Genomic DNA, 18,311 nt, shown 5'->3' with positions numbered 1-18,311 from the left:
AATTCATAATTAAAACCATAGTCATTGCGCTATATCATGGTTTGTTTTAACTAGTTTGCTAGATTAATGTCGATAGCGCTGTTATTTGAACTCGTTGGTGATTAAAATAGCGATAATATTAGTTTTTAGTGGAACAAAGCCATGGGTTCATTACAAGACCAATTGCTTCAAGCAGGATTAACAACATCGCATAATGCTAAAGTTGCTAAATCAGAAAAGCGTAAGCAACAAAAAAAGCAAAAGAAAGGGGCTACTAGCAACCCAAGTGATCTGCAAAAGCATATTCAACAAACCAAGCTAGAACAGCAAAAAAAAGCTGAAGAGCTTAACCAAACACGCCAAGTGAGTTTAAAGCAGCGCGAGCAAGAAGCGCGTGTTAAACAAATTTTAGAGCACCACAACCAAGACGCTATTCGTGGTGAGCGCACATTTAATTTTACTTATCAAAACAAAGTAAAAAATATCGACGTGAACGAGAAAACGCAAAAAGCGTTATCGGGCGGTCGTTTAGCTATTTGTGTACTAGAAGGGCAATTTTACGTATTAGACGACGAACCAGCACGCAAAGTGGCTGAAGTTGACGAAAAGTATATTGTTTTTCATGTAGAGCCAGAAAACAAACCAAAAGATGAAGATGACCCGTACGCAGACTTTGAAGTACCAGATGATATAGTGTGGTAATAGTCTATTAAGGGTAAGCTCATTTTTATTTGCTAAAGTATATAAAAGTGAGACAGAGACGAGTTAGCGGTTTTTGGTTAAGTTGATCGTCTAGCGTCGTTTCGTACGTATGCTTTTTATTTGATTGTTTACTACAATCAATAGAACAGTTTTTCTAACCGTCAAAAAAGAAGAGTAAATACAATGAGCAAGATGAAAACACTACTATTAGGCGCGGGTATTACTTTAGCCGCAAGCTTCTCGTTTAATGCAGCTGCTGCCGATGGCGCTGCACTTTATACCGCTAAAAATTGTCAAACTTGTCATGGCGCTGAAGGTAAAGCACCAATTATGGGTATGTACCCTAAACTAAACGGTCAAAACAAAGACTACTTAGTAGCGCAAATGAAAGACATCAAATCAGGTGCACGTAATAACGGTATGACCATGGCTATGAAAGCAATGGTTGCAACGGTAACTGATGAAGAGTTTGAAGCAATTGCAGATTACCTAGCTAACGTAAAATAATTTACGCAGCTATACCATTTTAATACAATTGGTATTTTAGTTTTACAAACAGCCACACAATAGTGTGGCTGTTTTGTTTGGTGTTTGCTATAAAATAGAGACTGCTTTAGACTTCTAAACATCTGTTCGTACAGGTTAATAATGTACGTTTTTATAAGGCTCATTATGTTTGATTTACCCCAACTCGATTTAAAAAATAAAGTATCAGCACAAGAGTGGCAACTTCGTGTTGATTTAGCCGCGTGTTATAGACTGGTAGATCACTTTCGTTGGGGGGATTTAATCTATACGCATTTATCAGCACGTTTGCCTGGCACCGATCACTACCTAGTAAATGCCTTTGGTTTAACCTTTGATGAAGTAACTGCCTCTAATTTAGTGAAGGTCGACTTAGACGGTAACATTATTGACGATACGCCATTTAGTATTAATCCTGCTGGCTTTACTATTCACAGTGCGATTCATGAGGTACGCGAAGACGCTCATTGTGTTATTCACCTTCATACCAAAGAAACAATCGCTGTCGCTACACAAAAAAATGGTTTATTACCGCTTAGCCAGTATTCAATGTTTTCACTGCCATCGCTTTCTTATCATGGCTACGAAGGGCTTGCAGTAAACGACGACGAGCGAAAAGTGTTACAAGATGATTTGGGCAGCACCAACCATATGTTATTGGTAAGTCACGGTGGCTTAACGGTAGGCCCAACGGTAGGCGATGCGTTTATGCGCTTTTATGATTTACAGCGAGCGTGTGAAATACAACTAGCGCTACAATCAAGCTCGCAAGAGGTGATTGAAGTACCGCAACCTATAATCGACAATATTTATAATCAAGCAAACGTAGTACACAGTGGTAGCACTGGCGGGCAACTTGCGTGGCCTGCTATGTTACGTAAAGCGTATCGACTTGACCCTAGTTTTGCAAAATAACCCATAGCGGTTAATAAGGAATTTTAATGAAAGTAAATCGCGTTGAAGTATTTGATATTCACTGTCCTGATAGACCTTCTTGGACACCTGTGTTTGTACGTATTCATACTGACGAAGGTATTAGTGGTGTTGGCGAAGCGGGCCTTGCATACGATTTAGGTCACAGTGCTGCAGCGGCTATGATTAAAGAAATGGCCGACGCCTTTTTAATCGGCCACGACCCATTTCAAACAGAAAAACTATGGTCTCGTATGTTACGTGAAAGCTTTTGGGGCTTAGGCGGCGGACCTGTTGTATATGCTGCAATGAGCGCAATTGATACCGCGCTTTGGGATATTAAAGGTAAAGCGCTTGGTTTACCTGTATATCAATTATTAGGCGGTAAAGTTAACGACAAACTACGTACGTACGCATCGCAATTACAGTTTGACTGGGATAGCGAATTTAAAGCGCTAGTACAGCCGCAAGAATACGCAGAAGCTGCTTTAAAAGCGATAGCTGAAGGTTACGACGCAGTAAAAGTAGACCCAATTCAGTACGATAAAGACGGCAATACTTATTACGACCGTACAAAAATAATTTCACGCACTGAAATGAAGCTATACCGTGCACGCATGCAAGCTATTCGCGAAGCGGTAGGCGACGAAGTAGATATTATTTTTGAATGCCACAGTTTACCGGGTGTTACAACAGCCATTCAGTTGGGTGAAATTGCAGAAGAATTTGACTGTATGTACTTTGAAGAGCCAGTTAACTATTTAAACCATTCATTACATGCAAAAGTAGCAGATAAAGTTAATGTGCCAATTGCTGGTGGTGAACGTTTGTATAATCGCTGGGGTGTGCGCCCGTACTTAGAAGATCAAAGTATTGATGTTCTACAACCTGATATTGGTTTATGTGGTGGTTTTACCGAAACCAAAAAAGTGTGTGATTACGCTGATATTTTTGATGTGCGTATTCAAGCTCACGTATGTGGCGGGCCTGTTGCAACGGCAGCATCACTGCACTTAGAAACGGCTATCCCTAACTTTTTGATTCATGAGCACCACACTTATGCGATTAAAAAGTGGAACCGCGAGTTGTGTTTACAAGACCCACAACCTAAAAATGGTTTCTTTGAAGTGTCAGAAGAGCCTGGATTGGGTATTGAATTAAACGATGAGATTGTTATGCGTTCTCAACGCGTAGAAATAAAATAATAGCCTTTTAACCTAACTTTAGGTCATACATTAAAAAGCCGGTAAGTGATTAGTCACTTACCGGCTTTTACTCGTTTGGGGGGAGGTAAAGCTTGTTATAACTCGTTGATTTTACATTCCACGTCTTTAAGTTCAATAGTTGCTTTACTATCAAGGTGGCGTATATAGCATTGCTTGCCTTTAATCATCAATTCAAACTGATCGGGTGTATTGCGACTTTGCGTGTCGATAATATTATTACCATCTACATTGCTAAGGGTTACTGTGCTGCTGGTAGTAAATACATCATCAGCTAATTGAGTCTCTTGCATATGTACAAGTATTTTAATTGCTTTGCTAACCGCTGTTTTATTTGGCTTTGCCAGTAGAGCATGTTGCAGCTTAGGTGTCGGGTCTGGATTTTGAGATATGCAGCCATTGAGAAGAAGCGCTGAAAATACAACGATTAGTAAAAAGTACATTTTCATAAATTGGCCGTATTATCATAAAAAGAGAGTTTAATATAACTAGTTTTACTTACACTTGGTAGTAGTGCTTAGCGTTTGTATAGCTAAGGTCATGCCATGTCTTATTGTTTGAGCATAACGCCTTATGGCAGTGCCATAGATTGTTGTAGCTTGTATTTATTTGGCACACAGGGAAGTTGCTAGCAAACATAATACGCTGCTGGCCAAAGTGATTAAAAAGAAAACTAAAACACGCGGCTTGTTGCTCGCTGGTGAGTTGTAGTAATTCAAAACCAGAGAATTTAATTGCTATGTTGTCATGCTGAGCAAGTAACTCAACACCTTGTCGCCAATCATTTAAATTACTTGGCAGTCCTGCATGATTAATTATAATTTGAAGCTGCGGTAGCTGCTTAGCGTAGTAAGCTATTTGTTTGGTTATTTCGCTATTTTCAATATCAAATTGAGCTTCAAAATGCAGTTGGGTATCTGATAATATTGTTAGGTTTTTAAAACTATTAGCATCTAATAAACGCTTTGCGTCAGTACCTTCGGTTATATCTCTAATGCCACACAAACTCAGATGAGTTAAAGCTTCTAACGAGTTTATAAACTGATCAGCCGATGAGTCAATTTGGTTGTAACTAATAGCCTTAAATGAAAGGTTTTTTAAATGCGAGCTTAGCCAGTTTAACTCGTTTATAGGTGATTGATTATCAAATCCAGCCTCAATGTGCACAATACCCGCAAGTTCAAAATCAGTACTTTTAACAAGTTGCTCTGCACTTATTGGTTGTTTAATTTTTTCTAGGTTAGGCCATGCTGGCGGGTTTTCGCCTTGTAGCCAAGTATATTGCCCCTCGGCAAGATTAAAAAAATGCACATGAGGGTCAATAATTTGCATGCTCATTGCGCTGTGTAACCACCGTCAATGCTTTGTAGGCTGCCAGTAATAAAGCTGGCATCGTCGCTTGCTAAAAAGCTCACAAGGGCAGCAACCTCATCGGCTTGACCTAATCGGTTAAGCGGTTGAAGACTTGCTTCCTCGGCAACTATTTCAGCTTTGTTTGCGCCACTTTTTGCGCAGTACGCATCTATCGCGTTATGAAATAGCGGGGTTTCTATTGTGCCAGGACATACCGCATTTGCTCTAATATTAAAACCCGCGTAATCAAGCGCTGTTGTTTTAGCCATTGAGGCAAGGGCATGTTTTGTTAGGTTATACGCAAAAGAGTTTTGCTTACCTATAATTGCCTGATCGGAAGCGACTAATATAATAGCGCCGCCATTTTGCGCTTTCATGCTTGGCAATACGCTTTGTATTGCGGCATAAGCGCCTTTAACATTAAGCGCAAAAAGTGCATCGAGAGTTTGCTCGTCGGTGCTTTCTATATTTGCGCTTAAGTGTTTTCCAGCATTAGAAACAAGTACATCAATACGTTTGCTTTGTTCACAGATAGCGTTGATACAGCTTTGTACCGCCGATACATCACTTACATCACACTGATGAAATATACCGATTTCGCTCAGTTCTATATCAAGGTTATGTACTTCATAGCCATTGTTTAGCAAACGCTTTACTACGGCTAAGCCAATACCTTTTGTACCACCTGTAACGACTGCAACTTTAGACATACTTACTTCCTTTATTGCTAACTAGTGAGAGTGACCACAGCCGCCTTCAGCGTGCACGTGTCCGTGAGAAACTTCTTCACTTGTTGCTTCACGTACCGATATAACTTCAACGTCAAACGTTAGTGTTTTGCCTGCAAATGGGTGGTTTAAATCACAATCTGCGTTAAAACGACCAACCTTAACAATAGTAACCTGATGACGACCTTGGTTAGAGCTAACCATTGCTGTCATACCTGGTTTCCATACTTTAACGTCGCCTTGTAGGTGCTTAAGCGGAATACGTTGAATTAAGTCATCAACACGCTCGCCGTATGATTCACTTGGCTCTAGAGTTACACTAAATTTTTCGCCAGCTTCTTTGCCTTCAAGTGCTTTTTCTAAACCAGGAAGCATGCCTTCACTGCCATGAATGTAAGTAAGTGGCGCTTCGTTTGTGCTACTTTCAATTTGCTCGCCCGCTTCGCTAAGGGTGTAATGAAATTCAACTGCTGAATTTTTGCTAATTTGCATGCTTGTCTCTTCAAATAATAACTATGTTAGGGCGCAATTTTACGCGAAATATACTTGTTTATAAACTTAACGTGGCTGATTTAGTGTTTTTTGTAAATTTAGCAGAAAATCTTTTTTTGTTGGGGCTGCTTTTTGCTTTTCAGCCTGTGGTATAAACAGCACTAATTGAGTACCAGGCTTTAAAATGCTAGATGCAGAGAGTTTGTTCCATTTTGCCAAGTCGCTATGAGGTACATCGTAAAGCTGACTTATACTCCAAAGGCTATCGCCCGACTTAACTTCGTAATCTATTTCAATGGTGGGAATCGCAATCTCTTGGTGTTCTAAATAAGGGCTAATTTTGTAATCAACAGTTAATGTGCTTGGCAGGGTTTTAGGTTGTCCAACTAATAACTTTTCTCCAACGCCTATTAAATTATTATTTTTGTTATTAAGTTGTTTTAAAGCTTTTACCGACATACTAAAACGTCTAGCAATACCGTAAAGCGTGTCGTTTTGTTTAACGATGTACTCTCCAGCAAAGTTTGATTTAAAAAACTGACTTTTTAATAAAGCCTCTTGTCCTATAGGAAGCAGTAAAGTATGCGGCCCGTTAGGTGAGCTTTGATTTTTTAAATATCCCTGATTAATCGCGTGTAACTGCTTTGAACCTATACCAGAGAGCTTAGCGATGACTGAAAAGTCGAACTGCTGGCCTATATTCATCTGTGTTGTAAATGGCTTATATGCAAGCTTTGGGCGTTTAATGCCCTTTTGTGGGTGCTTAACTAAATAGCTTAAAGCGAGTAACTTGGGTACGTAGTCGGCGGTTTCTTTTGGCAGACTGAGTGACCAGTAATCGGTGCTTTTACCGCGTTTTTTGTTTTTTTCGATTGCGCGTTTAACGCGGCCCTCACCACTGTTATAAGCAGCCAAAGCATGTAGCCAATTACCATCAAAGCGTTTATGTAAGTAGCTTAAGTAATCAAGTGCAGCATCGGTTGAAGCAAGTACGTCTTGGCGACCGTCGTACCATTGGTCTGACTTAACTCCAAAGTGATGCGCTGTTGCGCCAACTAACTGCCAAACACCAACAGCTTGCTGTGATGAGGCTATCGTTGGTCTAAAATCGCTTTCTACAAATGGTAGTAAAGCGAGCTCCATAGGTAGTTGCTTTTGCTCAATTTTTTTTACGATATGATACAGGTAAGGCGCTGCGCGTTTACTCACAGTTTGTAAGTAGTTAGGTTGCTTTGCGTACCAGCTGATACGCTTTTTTAACGCGCGATTTTGATAAACCGTAAAGTGTAGATTGTTGGCTATATGCACCCACAGATCGGTGGTTTTTGGTGGGCGCTTTTTTACGATTGTTTTTTTGAATTGAAGTGGCGTAACGTGCTCACTAACTTGGGGCGTTTGAGCTACTTCATCATCAATATCATAAGTATAGTCAGGCTCAAAATGAGTAAATATTTGTGGAGCTTCTTGTGGTTCTTGCTCCGTTGATTGACAACCAAATAACAAAATACCCAAACAACATAAAACCAAACTGCGCATAGTGATCACTTTTGTAAATTCCTTTTATTATTTTAACACAATCCGTTGTGTTGAGTTATTCTGCGCTTTTTGCGCGATTTAGGCCAGCTTGTAAAAAGAAGTTGCTCGATTTTATATTAAGCGCTTCTTGTTTATAAGGCTCAATAACTGATTCAGGAAACGACAGCATTAACTGCTCAATACTTTGATCTTTATTGTTTTTAACGTGCTCTGTTATGGCTGTTAAAAATGATAGAGGCTGTTTCAGCTGCTCTTTTGTTAATGTACCGCCGTGCCCAGGTAAAATAATAGTGAGCTTTTCGTCGTTAATATATTGCTTAAGCAACGTTTGCCAACTTTTAAGTTCACCGTGTCCAGGGTAAGGAAGCCAGTCAACGATATCGCCACCAATCAGCACACTGCCATTATTAGTAGTAATAGTTAAATCACCGTTAGTATGGGCTTGCTGCGGCTCAATGGTTATCTCAAAACCACCAAGGTCGATAGTTTTATGATTATCGATTATTATTTTTGGTTCGCCAAGTTGATATTCTTGCCAGCGAAAAAGTCGTTTTTTTGCAAGCTCTAACTTATTTCGCCATTTAGCTTGCTCTTCTTTGGGCACATTCGCTAATCGTTGGTAGCTCAGCTCAATGCTCTTTTCATACGTGTCTAGCTTGTCGGTATATGCTGTTTGATAAAGGTTAAAATTTTTATTTACCTGCTGATGAACAATGAGCTTGGCATCAGGATAAAAATTTTGCATAACCGCCATACCTAGCAAGTGATCGTCATGGTAGTGGGTAGCCACTAAATAGCATAAGGGTGTTTTAAGGCGGTTCTTTAAATCTTCAGCAAGTTGTTCAACTGCAGCAAAATTGGCGCTCGTATCAACAAGTAGGGCACATTTCTCGCCTTCAATTAACACTTGGTTAGAGTCGTAAAAGCGAAGCTTGTCTTGTTGCTTTAAAAACTGAATATGAGGGTTTATTGTATTCCAAGTGACGGCTGCATAGGTGCTAGGTACTATTGATAATAAAGTGCATGCTAATAGTAAGTGCTTACATGAAGAGGCTATGTTTGAAAGTTTTAACTTCATTTATTATCTCTACGCTGATGTTTAATTACTTTAATAATAAACAAAAAGCGCAGTATGCGCTTTTTATTTTTGGTGTTTGGGGTCATTTGCCAAATGCTGACTGAGTTTATCAATCATTTGGTCTTGATGCTGTTGCTCAACTGTAGCCTGTGTTTTTGCTTCTAGCAATTCGTGGCTTAAGTTTAATGCTGCCATTAGTAGGGCTTTTTGATCGTTTCTAACGGTTGAGCGTTGCTTCATTTGCTCAACTAAGTCATTTAGATTTTTAGCTGCTGCTATTAATGCATCTTCCTGCCCTTCAGGGCAAGCAAATTGCTGCTCTTTACCTAGCAACTCAACAGTGACCCGCTGGTTTTGCAGCTCAGACATTAGCTAGCCTGTTGTGCGCTTTGTAACTTATCAAGAAGACCAGATAAAGTAGTGCTGGCATCTTTTTGCTTTTCTTCATTTTCTAAAGCTTCAAGTTGTAGCAATTCGTTGTCATCGCTTAGTTTAGTGTTCTGTTCTTTTAAAGTAACAACATCTGTTTGTAATTGGTTATTACGTTCGATTAAAGAATCGATCAGTTGTTCGAGTTGTTGAAGAGTAGTGTTATTCATAAAGGCGCTCATATAACTGTAATTAATGTCATGCAAATGTAAAGCAAAGTGTGTTGATTTGCCAGCATTTACGGTGGTTTTAGCTGATTTTTCTTTTGCGTTAAGGGATAATTCAGCATATGGGCTTTTTCATTCAGAAATGGTTCACTTAAACACTCTCTTATCTTGGTGTAAGTTGCCAAAGCCTAGTGCTTATGGTTCACTTACGATATTAAATTGCGTATGGCGAAAATAAATAATGCTTAGTTACAGACACTCATTTCATGCGGGTAATCCTGCCGATGTACTTAAACACTTAGTACTGGCACAAGTGCTAAATTATCAAACAATTAAAGATAAACCGCTTGATTATATAGACACACATTCAGGTGCTGGCTTTTTTGAACTTGCAGCTGCCGATGCGCAAAAAACGCAAGAGTATCAAGATGGTATTGAAAAACTTTGGCATCATAAAAGTGAGCATGCTGAGCTTAATGAATACATTGAATTAATTAAGTCATTTAACGACACTGACGAACTTGCGTTTTATCCAGGTTCACCAAAAATTGCAGAGCACTACTTACGCCGCCAAGATAAGGGTTGGTTTTTTGAACTGCACCCGCGCGATTTATTATTACTTGAAGAAAACATGCAAGGTAAGCGATCTATTCGTGTACGTGGAGAGGATGGTTTTGCAGGCTTAGTTGGTTTGTTACCACCAGCATCTCGCAGAGCGTGTGTATTAATTGATCCTCCATACGAAATTAAAGATGACTACGAAACGGTTGTAAAAACCTTAGTTAAAGCTCATCAGCGCTTTGCTACAGGTACTTACATGATTTGGTATCCGGTTGTTGATAGAGAACGCATTGATAATATGGAGCAGGGCTTAATTGATTCAGGAATGCGCAACATTCAGTTATTTGAATTAGGCACTGAAGCCGATACTGATGTACACGGTATGACAGCATCGGGCATGATTGTAATTAATCCTCCATGGAAGCTAAAGCAAACAATGGATGCAATAATGCCTGAACTTGTTAGTTTGTTAAGTGAGCCAAGTGGTTTTTACAGAAGTGAACAACTCGTTGATGAGTAACTTTAAATAGCGCTTATAACGAATAATAAAATGCCCAGCTTTGCTGGGCATTTTATTTAAAATCAATACGAATGTGTTAGGTAATATTTATATAAGGGAGCTAAATATTAATTAAAATAAACCGCACTAAAAGTAGCAAGTGTATTACCGCGACTGTTTTTAAGTTTTAGTGATTCACCTGTTATTTCCCACTTTGAAGTTTTGCTAAGTACGTCAGACATAGCCGCTTCTTGGCTCATATTATCCGAGCACATCTTTTTTGTACTTGCTAGCTGACTAAGTGTAATTGTTTGCTGCTCGGTACTATAGCTTCCGCTAAAATTATTACAGCCTAAAAAGCCATTAACGCGGTGGTCTTTATTGAACTGAATGAATGGTTCTTTAGTTGTAACATTCACAGTTTGAGCATTTATTGTTATTGCTTTCCAGTAAGTATTTGTGAGTGTTACATCGGGTTTTTGAGTCGACACTTTTGAAAGCTCAATTTTATAGGGGGTAGTTAACTGTGATTCTGCAAACGGGTCATGATTTGTTGTACTTGTGTAAAGCACTTTGTCTTTATTTATAATTCTGGCGCTTAGGCTATAGCGATGTTTATCGCTAATTTTGCTGGCATCATAAATTAGCTCAACGGTAAATGGCGGGGCTTGGGTTACATCAATCACTTCTTGTGTGATTATATCGGCTTTTACATCCATTTTAGATACATTGGAAAGCGTAACTATTAATTGCGAGCCAGGGCGAAGCATACTGCGATCTTTGTAGCTAGCTTGGATAGTTAGGCTGGTTATTGCTTCTGCAATTTCTGTGTTTTCAGTCGATTTAGTTTGCTCACCGCAGCCAGTTACTGCAAAAGCGCTAAGCGCCAATAAGCCAATCCCTGCAACTGCCTTTTTACGCGAAGATACTGCTTGATGCTTTTCCATGTTGGTTATCCTTACTCAATATTATGTCCTTAGTGTATTACCTAGTTACTTAATCATTCCTTAACTTATTTTAAACATAAAAAAAGGCGCATTAGCGCCTTTAATAATTAAAAACAAACGATTATTTTTTAACAAACTTAGTTAAAATAACAATGCGCTGGCCGTCAACTCGCCCTTCAATATGTTCAGGGTTGCTGGTTAGGCCAATATTACGAACAGCTGTTCCACGTTTAGCTGTAAGGCTACTACCTTTAACGTCTAAGTCTTTAATTAGGGTAACAGTATCGCCTGCTTGAAGTACTACACCGTTGCTATCTACATGCTTTAAATCGTCATCTTCGGCAAGTGCTTTTTTAGCCCAGGTTAGCGTGTCTTCTTCAAGGTAAATCATGTCTAGCGCATCTTGTGCCCAGCCATTATCAGGCGCTAAACGCGAAAGCATTCTGTAAGCTACAACTTGTACTGCAGGAGTTTGGCTCCACATGCTATCGTTTAAACAGTGCCAATGTGTAGGTGTTATTTCGCTGTTATTCTCGATTTGATCTTTACATGTTTGACACGTGTAAATACATTTATCTGAGTGGGTTTCAGTTACCGGTGGTACTTCATAAACAGATAAGTTCTCGGTGGCTGCACACAATTCACATTGATTATTACTACGTTCGATTAAGGCTTTTTCAATACTCATGGGGCTCTTTCTGATTCTGGTCGAGTTAACATTTGCTACTATTATACTCCAAAACACGAGCTCTGCGCCATTAGTCCCTTAATTTTGTGTGGGTATATTACTCATATACTTATCTTCAATACTTTTTATATATCCTTGAGCGTGAAGGTTTTTAATTGCTAGGTTTATTTGTGGCAATAATTCTTTATGTTTGCTCAATAAGCGAATTCTTAAAAAACCATGGGAATGCTGTGCGCCAAAGGCAATGTTTATCTCTAACTGCTCTGCCCAATAGAGCGCAGTTAACTTACCTACTAGTGCAGCTTCTACACGGTTTCTTGAGAGAGCGGTCATAAGTTCTTTCTCGGATGGAAAGTCAACGCGCTCAAAGGTGTTGTCATTAAAGTAATAGTAACCTAGTACTGTTCCTATATATTTGCCCTTTAAGCTATCAGCGCTTTGCCAGTTCTGGGCATTTTGAGGCAAGGTAACAATCATTTCTGTGGCATAAATAAGCGGCTCTGAAAAAACATAACGAGAGTCATTTCTCTCATCCTTTGGGAGCCATTCTAATGAAATAACATCAAAATCGATTATTTCATCTTGTAAATATTTGGTAATACGCTTTGTGGGTAGGTCGATATGAGAAGCTGCAATATTTGCATCATCGAGTGCTTTTTCAATAATTTCGGGTAATACACCAGGCTTTTCTGGATCATTTGTATAATATGGATAATGACTACCTGACGCGCTAACATTGTATTTGAGGGGAGTAGGGTTAATGCTGGCATAGCTAAAAAATACAAATAGCAGAGGGCTCAGTACTAATAACCGAATAAAGTTAGCCAAATCTCCACCTTTTATATTAATATTTTTATATTAGTGTTATGTAATTTTAACATTTTTGCAATGACGACTATGTTTATCTTATGCGAGTTGCATTAAAGTACACATATTATTGGCTGTTTTGCCATCTCTTATTTATAGGTTTAGAGCCAAGTGAAATTAAATAACATACCTGATGAGGTACAAAAAATAACTCAGTTTGTCGCGCGGCAACCTATTTTTGATATAGACCAGAATGTTTTCTCGTACGAACTGCTCTATCGAGACTCAGCCAACAATGCGTTTCCTGTGGGCACTTCTGATGTGCATGCGACAAGCCGCCTGTTTTTTAATGCATTAATGTTGGTAGGTTTAGATAGACTTACCGCGCATCATTTAGCTTTTATAAACTTGTCATCAGAAACTATTCTCGATAACTTTCCCAAACTTTTATTGCCAGAAAATAGTGTTATTGAAATAGTAGAGCGCACGGGCAATATTCCTGCGGTTGCTGAGCGTGTGCAAGAACTTAAAAAAGAAGGGTATGTTTTTGCACTTGATGATTACGATGGCGATCCAAAATGGGAGCCACTATTAGCACATGTTGATTACATAAAAATTGAGATAGATGATCCGGTTATTAAAACCAATATGCGCATTAAAAAAATAAAACGCGCAAATCCACATGCAAAAATAATTGTTGAACGAATAGAGACGCATGAACAATTTAATATATTAAAATTGGCAGGCTGTGATTTATTTCAGGGGTTCTTTTTTTCTCGCCCAGAAATGATTACGTATAAAGGTGTAGAGCCTTCAAAGTTAACTGTTTTTGATCTATTGCGTTTTACAGCAAAACAAAAACTTTGCTTTAAAGAAGTTTATCAACGAGTGGCCAGAGATGTAGCCATAACAGCCAGGGTTTTAAAGCTGGCAAACGCGCGTTCAGGAAAAGCAAATTTAGTTATTACTTCTATTTCACAAGCGGTTATTTATTTAGGTGAAGATACAATAAGGCAATTTGTTCGTGTATTAGCAATTAGTGAGTTGGGGGTCGAAAAACCAACCGAATTAACTAAGCTTGCTTTAACGCGAGCTCAATTTATGTCGCTTATTTTAGAGCAAAATAATAAAGAGCTGACCGAGCAAGGGTATCTAGTGGGTTTGTTCTCGGTGCTTGATGCTATTTTAGATGCTGATTTAAAAGACATAGTTAAAGAGTTTACCTTAGATGCAGCTATATCTGATGCGTTACTATTAGAGATCGGCATTTTAGGGAGCTGTTTATCGCTTATAAAAGAATTTGAATTAGATAATGTAGATGAAGCTATGGTCCATTTGGCCAACATAAACTCAGAGCTACACATTGGCGATATATTTAATTTTTTACTGGATGCTGTTTTATACAGTGACGATATTATTGAGGCAATAGCAGAATAAATATGCGTAATTGGTTGTCGGTTATAAGTGTAGTGGTTGCTCTTTGTTTATTGTTTCCTGGTATTACAAAACCAGTATTAACAATAGAGGGCAACATAGATAAATCAAAACTAGCGCAAGCGGGTATTGAAATGCTGGCTGAAGAGGGCGATGGTCGAACTCGCAGTATGCTAATAATGTTCTCGAACATGCTAGGGCTTGATAAGTTAGAAGGTGAGATTAGCGCCTATAACAAAACACAAAGTATTTTAGGCACAGTTAAAGAGCTTGCTAGCAATAATAATTTATTTGTAGCCGCTTTAGTGGGGTTGTTTTCTATTGTTATTCCAAGCTTAAAGCTATTATTACAGTTGCTTTATTGTAGCCTACCTTTGAATGGGTTTAAGCAAAAGCTCGGTCTGGTTATTTGTGCATTAAGTAAGTGGAGCATGGTTGATGTATTTGTTATTGCATTAATAGTGACTTACTTAGCAGGTAACGCCCATGGTAAAAGTGGCGAGCTACTTGTTATGAATGCACAATTTGGTGAAGGGTTTTGGTATTTTAGCGCATATTGTATATTTGCAATTATCGCGAGTAACTTAATTAAAACACCTGCTAAACCGCAGTCTACATAATTAAAGTATTTGTGGTTGCCGTTAGGTTGCCTTACAATCATTTTAAAGTTTATTAAAAGGCATAATGTTGCAACGTTTTTACTCTAGTTTACTCATGATAACTTTACTGCTCACTTTTGTGGGTCAGGCAGTTGCGTCTGTAGCTATGGTATGCGAAATGCCACATATGCCAACTAAAACAGCAACGCATGCCCAAATGCCAATGATACAAAGTAGTGATGCAACAGCTGTCGTTAGCATGTCTGAAAATATGATGCAGATGGATTGTTGCGACGACGAAAGTACGCCACAAAATGACTGTAAATGCCCTATGAGTGGCTGCGCTGCTAACTCAATGCTTAATGTTGATACTTTATTTAGCGTTACTTTACTTGAATCTGAAAAAGTAAATGTACGTGTATTTACTACACAAATTAATATACCTCGTTCACTCTATCGCCCTCCTATGTCTGCTTAATAGCAGGATAGGTGTAATATCAATTTTATTGAAAACATGCTCATTCTAGCGAGTTAAATAACTCTCTAACTGCGTTAAAAATTACTTATATAAAGCAACTATACTGCGTAATTTTTTCCTTGTTATAGAGCTATTTCCCTACCGCAATAATAGATCATTAATTCAATGCAATTGATATAAAAGGTTTTTGTAAAACTCCTAAACACCTTTTTTGCTTTCTAATTTAAGATTTTCTTTTATTTTTAGATGGAGCAGGTGATGAACCACGCTGTAAGTATTAAAGTCGTATTATGTAGTGTTGTGTTATTTAGCACAGCTGTTAATGCGCAAAACAATCAAAATAACCTAAATACCGAAATACTAAAGCAAACTAGTAATGAGCAAACGCTTAGCTTAACGCAAGCGCTTAATTATGCGCTAACGTATGAGCCATGGCTAAAAGCGAGTGGCTACCAAGAAGATGCAGCAATAGCGCAAAGCATTGCCGCAGGCACCTTACCCGATCCTGTTTTAACGGTTGGCTTACTCAACTTACCTACTAACGGTTATGCGTTTGACCAAGAAGGGATGACGCAGCTTAAAGTTGATTTGAGCCAAAAGTTTAGCCGAGGGAATAGTTTAGCGCTTAGAAAAAAAGCATTAGCACAGTCTGCTCAACAATACCCTTGGCAGCGCGCCGATCGCTTAGCACAAGTAAAAGCAATTGTGATTGAGTCGTGGTTAAACGCGTATCGTGCTCAGCGAAGTATTGCTTTAATTGAGCAAGATAAAGGGCTATTTACTCAACTTATTGACATTACCGAAGCAAGCTACGCAAGCACCTTAGGTAAAACACGTCAGCAAGATATTATTCGTGCGCAATTAGAACTCACCCGTCTTGAAGATAAGCTGGTTATGCTTGAGCAGCAATTTGAAAGTGCTAAAAACCGCTTAGCACAGTGGTTACCTATGGATATGCTTATGCAGCCTTTAAATACTGAGTTTACTAAAACCGCAGGGCTGGTTGATTTTGCGAGCCTTGAATTTGATAAACTAATACAGTTGCTTATGGCGCATCCCGCAATTATTGCGATAGATAAAACCGTAACGGCAAAGCAAACCGAAGTTGCACTCGCTAAGCAAAGCTACAAACCTCAAATGGGCGTTAATGTGGGTTATGGTTACCGAGATGATACCCCGATGGGTGAGTCGCGAGCTGATTTACTTTCAGTAGGATTTAGCATTGATTTGCCATTGTTTACTGATAACAGACAAGATCAACAAGTTAAATCGGCTATTGCTAGTGCAGAAGCTACTAAAACACAAAAGCTGGTGGCGCTTCAAAAACTCAAAGGCATGTACTTTAAGGAGTTTAGCCAACTCGCTCGTTTGCAAAAACGCGATGCGCTTTATCAAAATACGTTATTACCGCAAATGTCAGAGCAATCTCAAGCAACACTAAATGCTTATACACGCGACGACGGGGATTTTTCTGACGTGATGCGCGCGCGTATTAGTGAGCTTAACGCCAAAATTGATGCACTGAATATTCAAGTAGATCAACATATTATTACCGCCCGCCTTAATTATTATGCAAGTAGCTTAGACCCCCAAGTAATGAGCGAGCAAACTGGAGAATTACACAATGAATACTAATTTAAAGTTACTTGTTGCCGCCTTAGTTGGCGCAGGCGCCTTTGGGTTAATAGGCGGCTTAGTAATGCAGTTTTTACCTAGCAACTCGGCAATAAATGAACAACAAAGCGCTGACAAACAGCCCTTATATTGGGTAGCCCCTATGGATAGTAATTACAGGCGTGACGCGCCAGGGCTTTCGCCAATGGGAATGGATTTAGTACCTGTGTATGAAAACGCTAGCAACGCTCAGGATGGGCCAGGTGCTGTAACTATTTCGCCTGCAGTCGTTAATAACTTTGGCGTAAGAACGGCTAAAGTAGAGCTTAAAACACTTCACAGCGATATAAATACTGTGGGTTATGTGCAATATAACCAAGACCAACTTATTCACATTCATCCGCGTGTAGAAGGCTGGATTGAAAGTTTATATGTTAAAGCACAAGGCGCAGAAGTTAAAGCCGGTGAGCCTTTATATACATTGTATTCACCACAATTGGTGAACGCACAGGAAGAGCTTTTATTGGCAGTTAATCGTAATAATACCGTGTTAATTCGCGCTGCAAAGGCGCGTTTAGAGTCGTTAAATGTGTCTGATGGATTTATCGAGCGCTTACAAAAAAATAAAAAGATAATGCAAAATATTACTTTTTACGCAAAGCAAAGTGGTGTGGTAGATGAGCTAACAGTACGAGAAGGCTTTTATGTTAAACCAGGCACATCAATGATGAGTATTGCCCAGCTTGATGAAATCTGGGTAGAGGCGGAAGTGTTCGAGCGCCAATCAGAACAAGTGAGCGTTGGTTTACCTGTAACGATGACGCTTGATTACTTAAAAGGTCAAAAGTGGGAAGGTAAGGTTGATTACATTTACCCCGCGCTTGATGCTAAAAACCGGACGCTGCGTGTAAGGCTTAGGTTTGAAAATGCAGATCATCGGTTAAAACCAAATATGTTTGCACAAGTGAGCATTCACTCTAAAGCGAGTAAGGCGCAATTTACAGTCCCTAAAGAAGCGGTAATCCGCACGCAGCATCAAAACCGCGTGGTTATTGCATTAGGTGAGGGTCGTTTTAAATCGGTAGAAGTTGAAGTTGGGCAAATTAATAGTAATGAAGCGGTTATTTTGTCAGGTGTAATGACAGGTGACACGGTAGTGACTTCAGCGCAATTTTTAATAGACTCTGAATCGAGTAAAAGCTCCGACTTTAAACGAATGGAAATGCCTAGTTCTGGTATTAGCTCAGGTATGAGTTCTGTTTCAGGCTCGAATATGAACATGGATATGCAGCCACAAAACGCCACGGTTAACGGCACTATTAATGCCATAGATACACAAAATCGCATTATTAATATTAGCCGAGAAGCCATTGAAAAATGGAATCGAGAACCCGCCACAATGGACTTTGTATTAGCGCCAGATATTGATATTAGTCAGTTTGAAAATGCCCAGTATATTAATTTTACTTTTAGCATTATTAACGATGAATTTGTAATTACTAAAGCGCAAAACGCAGAGCCGATTGATCATTCTACTATGCAACATAGTTCTCACTAGGA

General features: G+C 39.1%; 21 protein-coding genes. 10 read left to right on the top strand and 11 right to left on the bottom strand.

Annotated features, from left to right (window positions below; all coding sequences use genetic code 11):
- The first annotated feature begins 141 nt into the window (after positions 1 to 141).
- The 4 genes from CXF76_RS18450 (at position 142) to CXF76_RS18435 (ending at position 3,323) form a co-directional block, all read left to right on the top strand.
- Positions 142 to 681, top strand: coding sequence for a DUF2058 domain-containing protein (locus tag CXF76_RS18450; protein ID WP_002957867.1), 540 nt, complete (start codon positions 142 to 144; stop codon positions 679 to 681).
- A gap of 183 nt (positions 682 to 864) precedes the next feature.
- Positions 865 to 1,188 carry a c-type cytochrome gene (locus CXF76_RS18445; RefSeq protein WP_002957866.1) on the top strand — a complete coding sequence of 108 codons (324 nt, stop codon included), beginning with the start codon at positions 865 to 867 and terminating at the stop codon, positions 1,186 to 1,188.
- 165 nt (positions 1,189 to 1,353) lie between these two features.
- Positions 1,354 to 2,121 (top strand): class II aldolase/adducin family protein, encoded by a 768-nt coding sequence (locus tag CXF76_RS18440; protein WP_101164330.1) that lies wholly within the window; start codon positions 1,354 to 1,356, stop codon positions 2,119 to 2,121.
- 26 nt (positions 2,122 to 2,147) lie between these two features.
- Positions 2,148 to 3,323 carry a mandelate racemase/muconate lactonizing enzyme family protein gene (locus CXF76_RS18435; RefSeq protein ID WP_007586432.1) on the top strand — a complete coding sequence of 392 codons (1,176 nt, stop codon included), beginning with the start codon at positions 2,148 to 2,150 and terminating at the stop codon, positions 3,321 to 3,323.
- Positions 3,324 to 3,418: 95 nt separating this feature from the next.
- On the opposite strand, the gene CXF76_RS18430 is transcribed toward CXF76_RS18435, so the two are convergent.
- From CXF76_RS18430 to CXF76_RS18395, 8 genes are all read right to left on the bottom strand, one after another.
- On the bottom strand, positions 3,419 to 3,790 hold the full coding sequence (locus CXF76_RS18430; protein ID WP_101164329.1) for a hypothetical protein: 372 nt from the start codon (positions 3,788 to 3,790) through the stop codon (positions 3,419 to 3,421).
- Between the two features lie 49 nt (positions 3,791 to 3,839).
- Entirely contained in the window at positions 3,840 to 4,679 is an 840-nt protein-coding gene (locus CXF76_RS18425; RefSeq protein WP_101164328.1) for an amidohydrolase family protein, read from the bottom strand.
- Positions 4,676 to 5,404, bottom strand: coding sequence for an SDR family NAD(P)-dependent oxidoreductase (locus tag CXF76_RS18420; protein WP_010554366.1), 729 nt, complete (start codon positions 5,402 to 5,404; stop codon positions 4,676 to 4,678). Before CXF76_RS18420 ends, CXF76_RS18425 begins: the two co-directional genes overlap by 4 nt.
- 21 nt (positions 5,405 to 5,425) lie before the next feature.
- On the bottom strand, positions 5,426 to 5,914 hold the full coding sequence (locus CXF76_RS18415; protein ID WP_007586440.1) for an FKBP-type peptidyl-prolyl cis-trans isomerase: 489 nt from the start codon (positions 5,912 to 5,914) through the stop codon (positions 5,426 to 5,428).
- Positions 5,915 to 5,980: 66 nt separating this feature from the next.
- Positions 5,981 to 7,450, bottom strand: a complete 1,470-nt coding sequence (locus CXF76_RS18410) for a LysM peptidoglycan-binding domain-containing protein (protein ID WP_101164327.1) — start codon at positions 7,448 to 7,450, stop codon at positions 5,981 to 5,983.
- Positions 7,451 to 7,505: 55 nt separating this feature from the next.
- The gene (locus CXF76_RS18405; RefSeq protein WP_024590581.1) at positions 7,506 to 8,528 is read right to left on the bottom strand and encodes an MBL fold metallo-hydrolase; all 1,023 of its coding nucleotides are present in this window, start codon (positions 8,526 to 8,528) and stop codon (positions 7,506 to 7,508) included.
- 63 nt (positions 8,529 to 8,591) lie between these two features.
- Positions 8,592 to 8,897: a cell division protein ZapA gene (locus CXF76_RS18400; RefSeq protein ID WP_007586447.1), complete on the bottom strand. Its 306-nt coding sequence runs from the start codon at positions 8,895 to 8,897 to the stop codon at positions 8,592 to 8,594.
- Complete coding sequence (locus tag CXF76_RS18395; RefSeq protein WP_007586448.1) at positions 8,897 to 9,127, bottom strand: hypothetical protein; 231 nt, start codon at positions 9,125 to 9,127, stop codon at positions 8,897 to 8,899. The genes CXF76_RS18400 and CXF76_RS18395 overlap by 1 nt, the downstream gene beginning before the upstream one ends.
- A 238-nt stretch (positions 9,128 to 9,365) precedes the next feature.
- Here CXF76_RS18395 and CXF76_RS18390 point away from each other — a divergent pair, with 238 nt between their 5' ends.
- Positions 9,366 to 10,205: a 23S rRNA (adenine(2030)-N(6))-methyltransferase RlmJ gene (locus CXF76_RS18390; RefSeq protein ID WP_007586449.1), complete on the top strand. Its 840-nt coding sequence runs from the start codon at positions 9,366 to 9,368 to the stop codon at positions 10,203 to 10,205.
- A 107-nt stretch (positions 10,206 to 10,312) separates the two neighbouring features.
- Here the strand turns inward: CXF76_RS18390 and CXF76_RS18385 are convergent, their stop codons facing one another.
- From CXF76_RS18385 to CXF76_RS18375, 3 genes are all read right to left on the bottom strand, one after another.
- Positions 10,313 to 11,131: an META domain-containing protein gene (locus CXF76_RS18385; RefSeq protein WP_101164326.1), complete on the bottom strand. Its 819-nt coding sequence runs from the start codon at positions 11,129 to 11,131 to the stop codon at positions 10,313 to 10,315.
- 121 nt (positions 11,132 to 11,252) lie between these two features.
- Positions 11,253 to 11,819 (bottom strand): PhnA domain-containing protein, encoded by a 567-nt coding sequence (locus tag CXF76_RS18380; RefSeq protein WP_007586451.1) that lies wholly within the window; start codon positions 11,817 to 11,819, stop codon positions 11,253 to 11,255.
- Positions 11,820 to 11,897: 78 nt separating this feature from the next.
- Positions 11,898 to 12,647 carry a substrate-binding periplasmic protein gene (locus CXF76_RS18375; protein ID WP_101164325.1) on the bottom strand — a complete coding sequence of 250 codons (750 nt, stop codon included), beginning with the start codon at positions 12,645 to 12,647 and terminating at the stop codon, positions 11,898 to 11,900.
- Positions 12,648 to 12,797: 150 nt separating this feature from the next.
- On the opposite strand from CXF76_RS18375, the gene CXF76_RS18370 reads away from it, so the two are divergent.
- The 5 genes from CXF76_RS18370 (at position 12,798) to CXF76_RS18350 (ending at position 18,309) form a co-directional block, all read left to right on the top strand.
- Positions 12,798 to 14,063 (top strand): EAL and HDOD domain-containing protein, encoded by a 1,266-nt coding sequence (locus CXF76_RS18370; protein WP_101164324.1) that lies wholly within the window; start codon positions 12,798 to 12,800, stop codon positions 14,061 to 14,063.
- A 2-nt stretch (positions 14,064 to 14,065) separates the two neighbouring features.
- Positions 14,066 to 14,680 (top strand): paraquat-inducible protein A, encoded by a 615-nt coding sequence (locus tag CXF76_RS18365; RefSeq protein ID WP_101164323.1) that lies wholly within the window; start codon positions 14,066 to 14,068, stop codon positions 14,678 to 14,680.
- 94 nt (positions 14,681 to 14,774) lie between these two features.
- Positions 14,775 to 15,137: a hypothetical protein gene (locus CXF76_RS18360; RefSeq protein ID WP_308304262.1), complete on the top strand. Its 363-nt coding sequence runs from the start codon at positions 14,775 to 14,777 to the stop codon at positions 15,135 to 15,137.
- 258 nt (positions 15,138 to 15,395) lie between these two features.
- On the top strand, positions 15,396 to 16,772 hold the full coding sequence (locus CXF76_RS18355; RefSeq protein ID WP_101164322.1) for a TolC family protein: 1,377 nt from the start codon (positions 15,396 to 15,398) through the stop codon (positions 16,770 to 16,772).
- Positions 16,762 to 18,309 carry an efflux RND transporter periplasmic adaptor subunit gene (locus CXF76_RS18350; protein ID WP_101164321.1) on the top strand — a complete coding sequence of 516 codons (1,548 nt, stop codon included), beginning with the start codon at positions 16,762 to 16,764 and terminating at the stop codon, positions 18,307 to 18,309. The genes CXF76_RS18355 and CXF76_RS18350 overlap by 11 nt, the downstream gene beginning before the upstream one ends.
- The last annotated feature ends 2 nt before the right edge of the window (positions 18,310 to 18,311 follow it).

It is taken from the genome of Pseudoalteromonas sp. 78C3 (assembly GCF_002836695.1).
GTDB lineage: Bacteria > Pseudomonadota > Gammaproteobacteria > Enterobacterales > Alteromonadaceae > Pseudoalteromonas > Pseudoalteromonas arctica.
The sequence above is the reverse complement of the archived record's forward strand: the minus strand, read 5'-3'. Positions and strand labels throughout refer to the sequence as shown.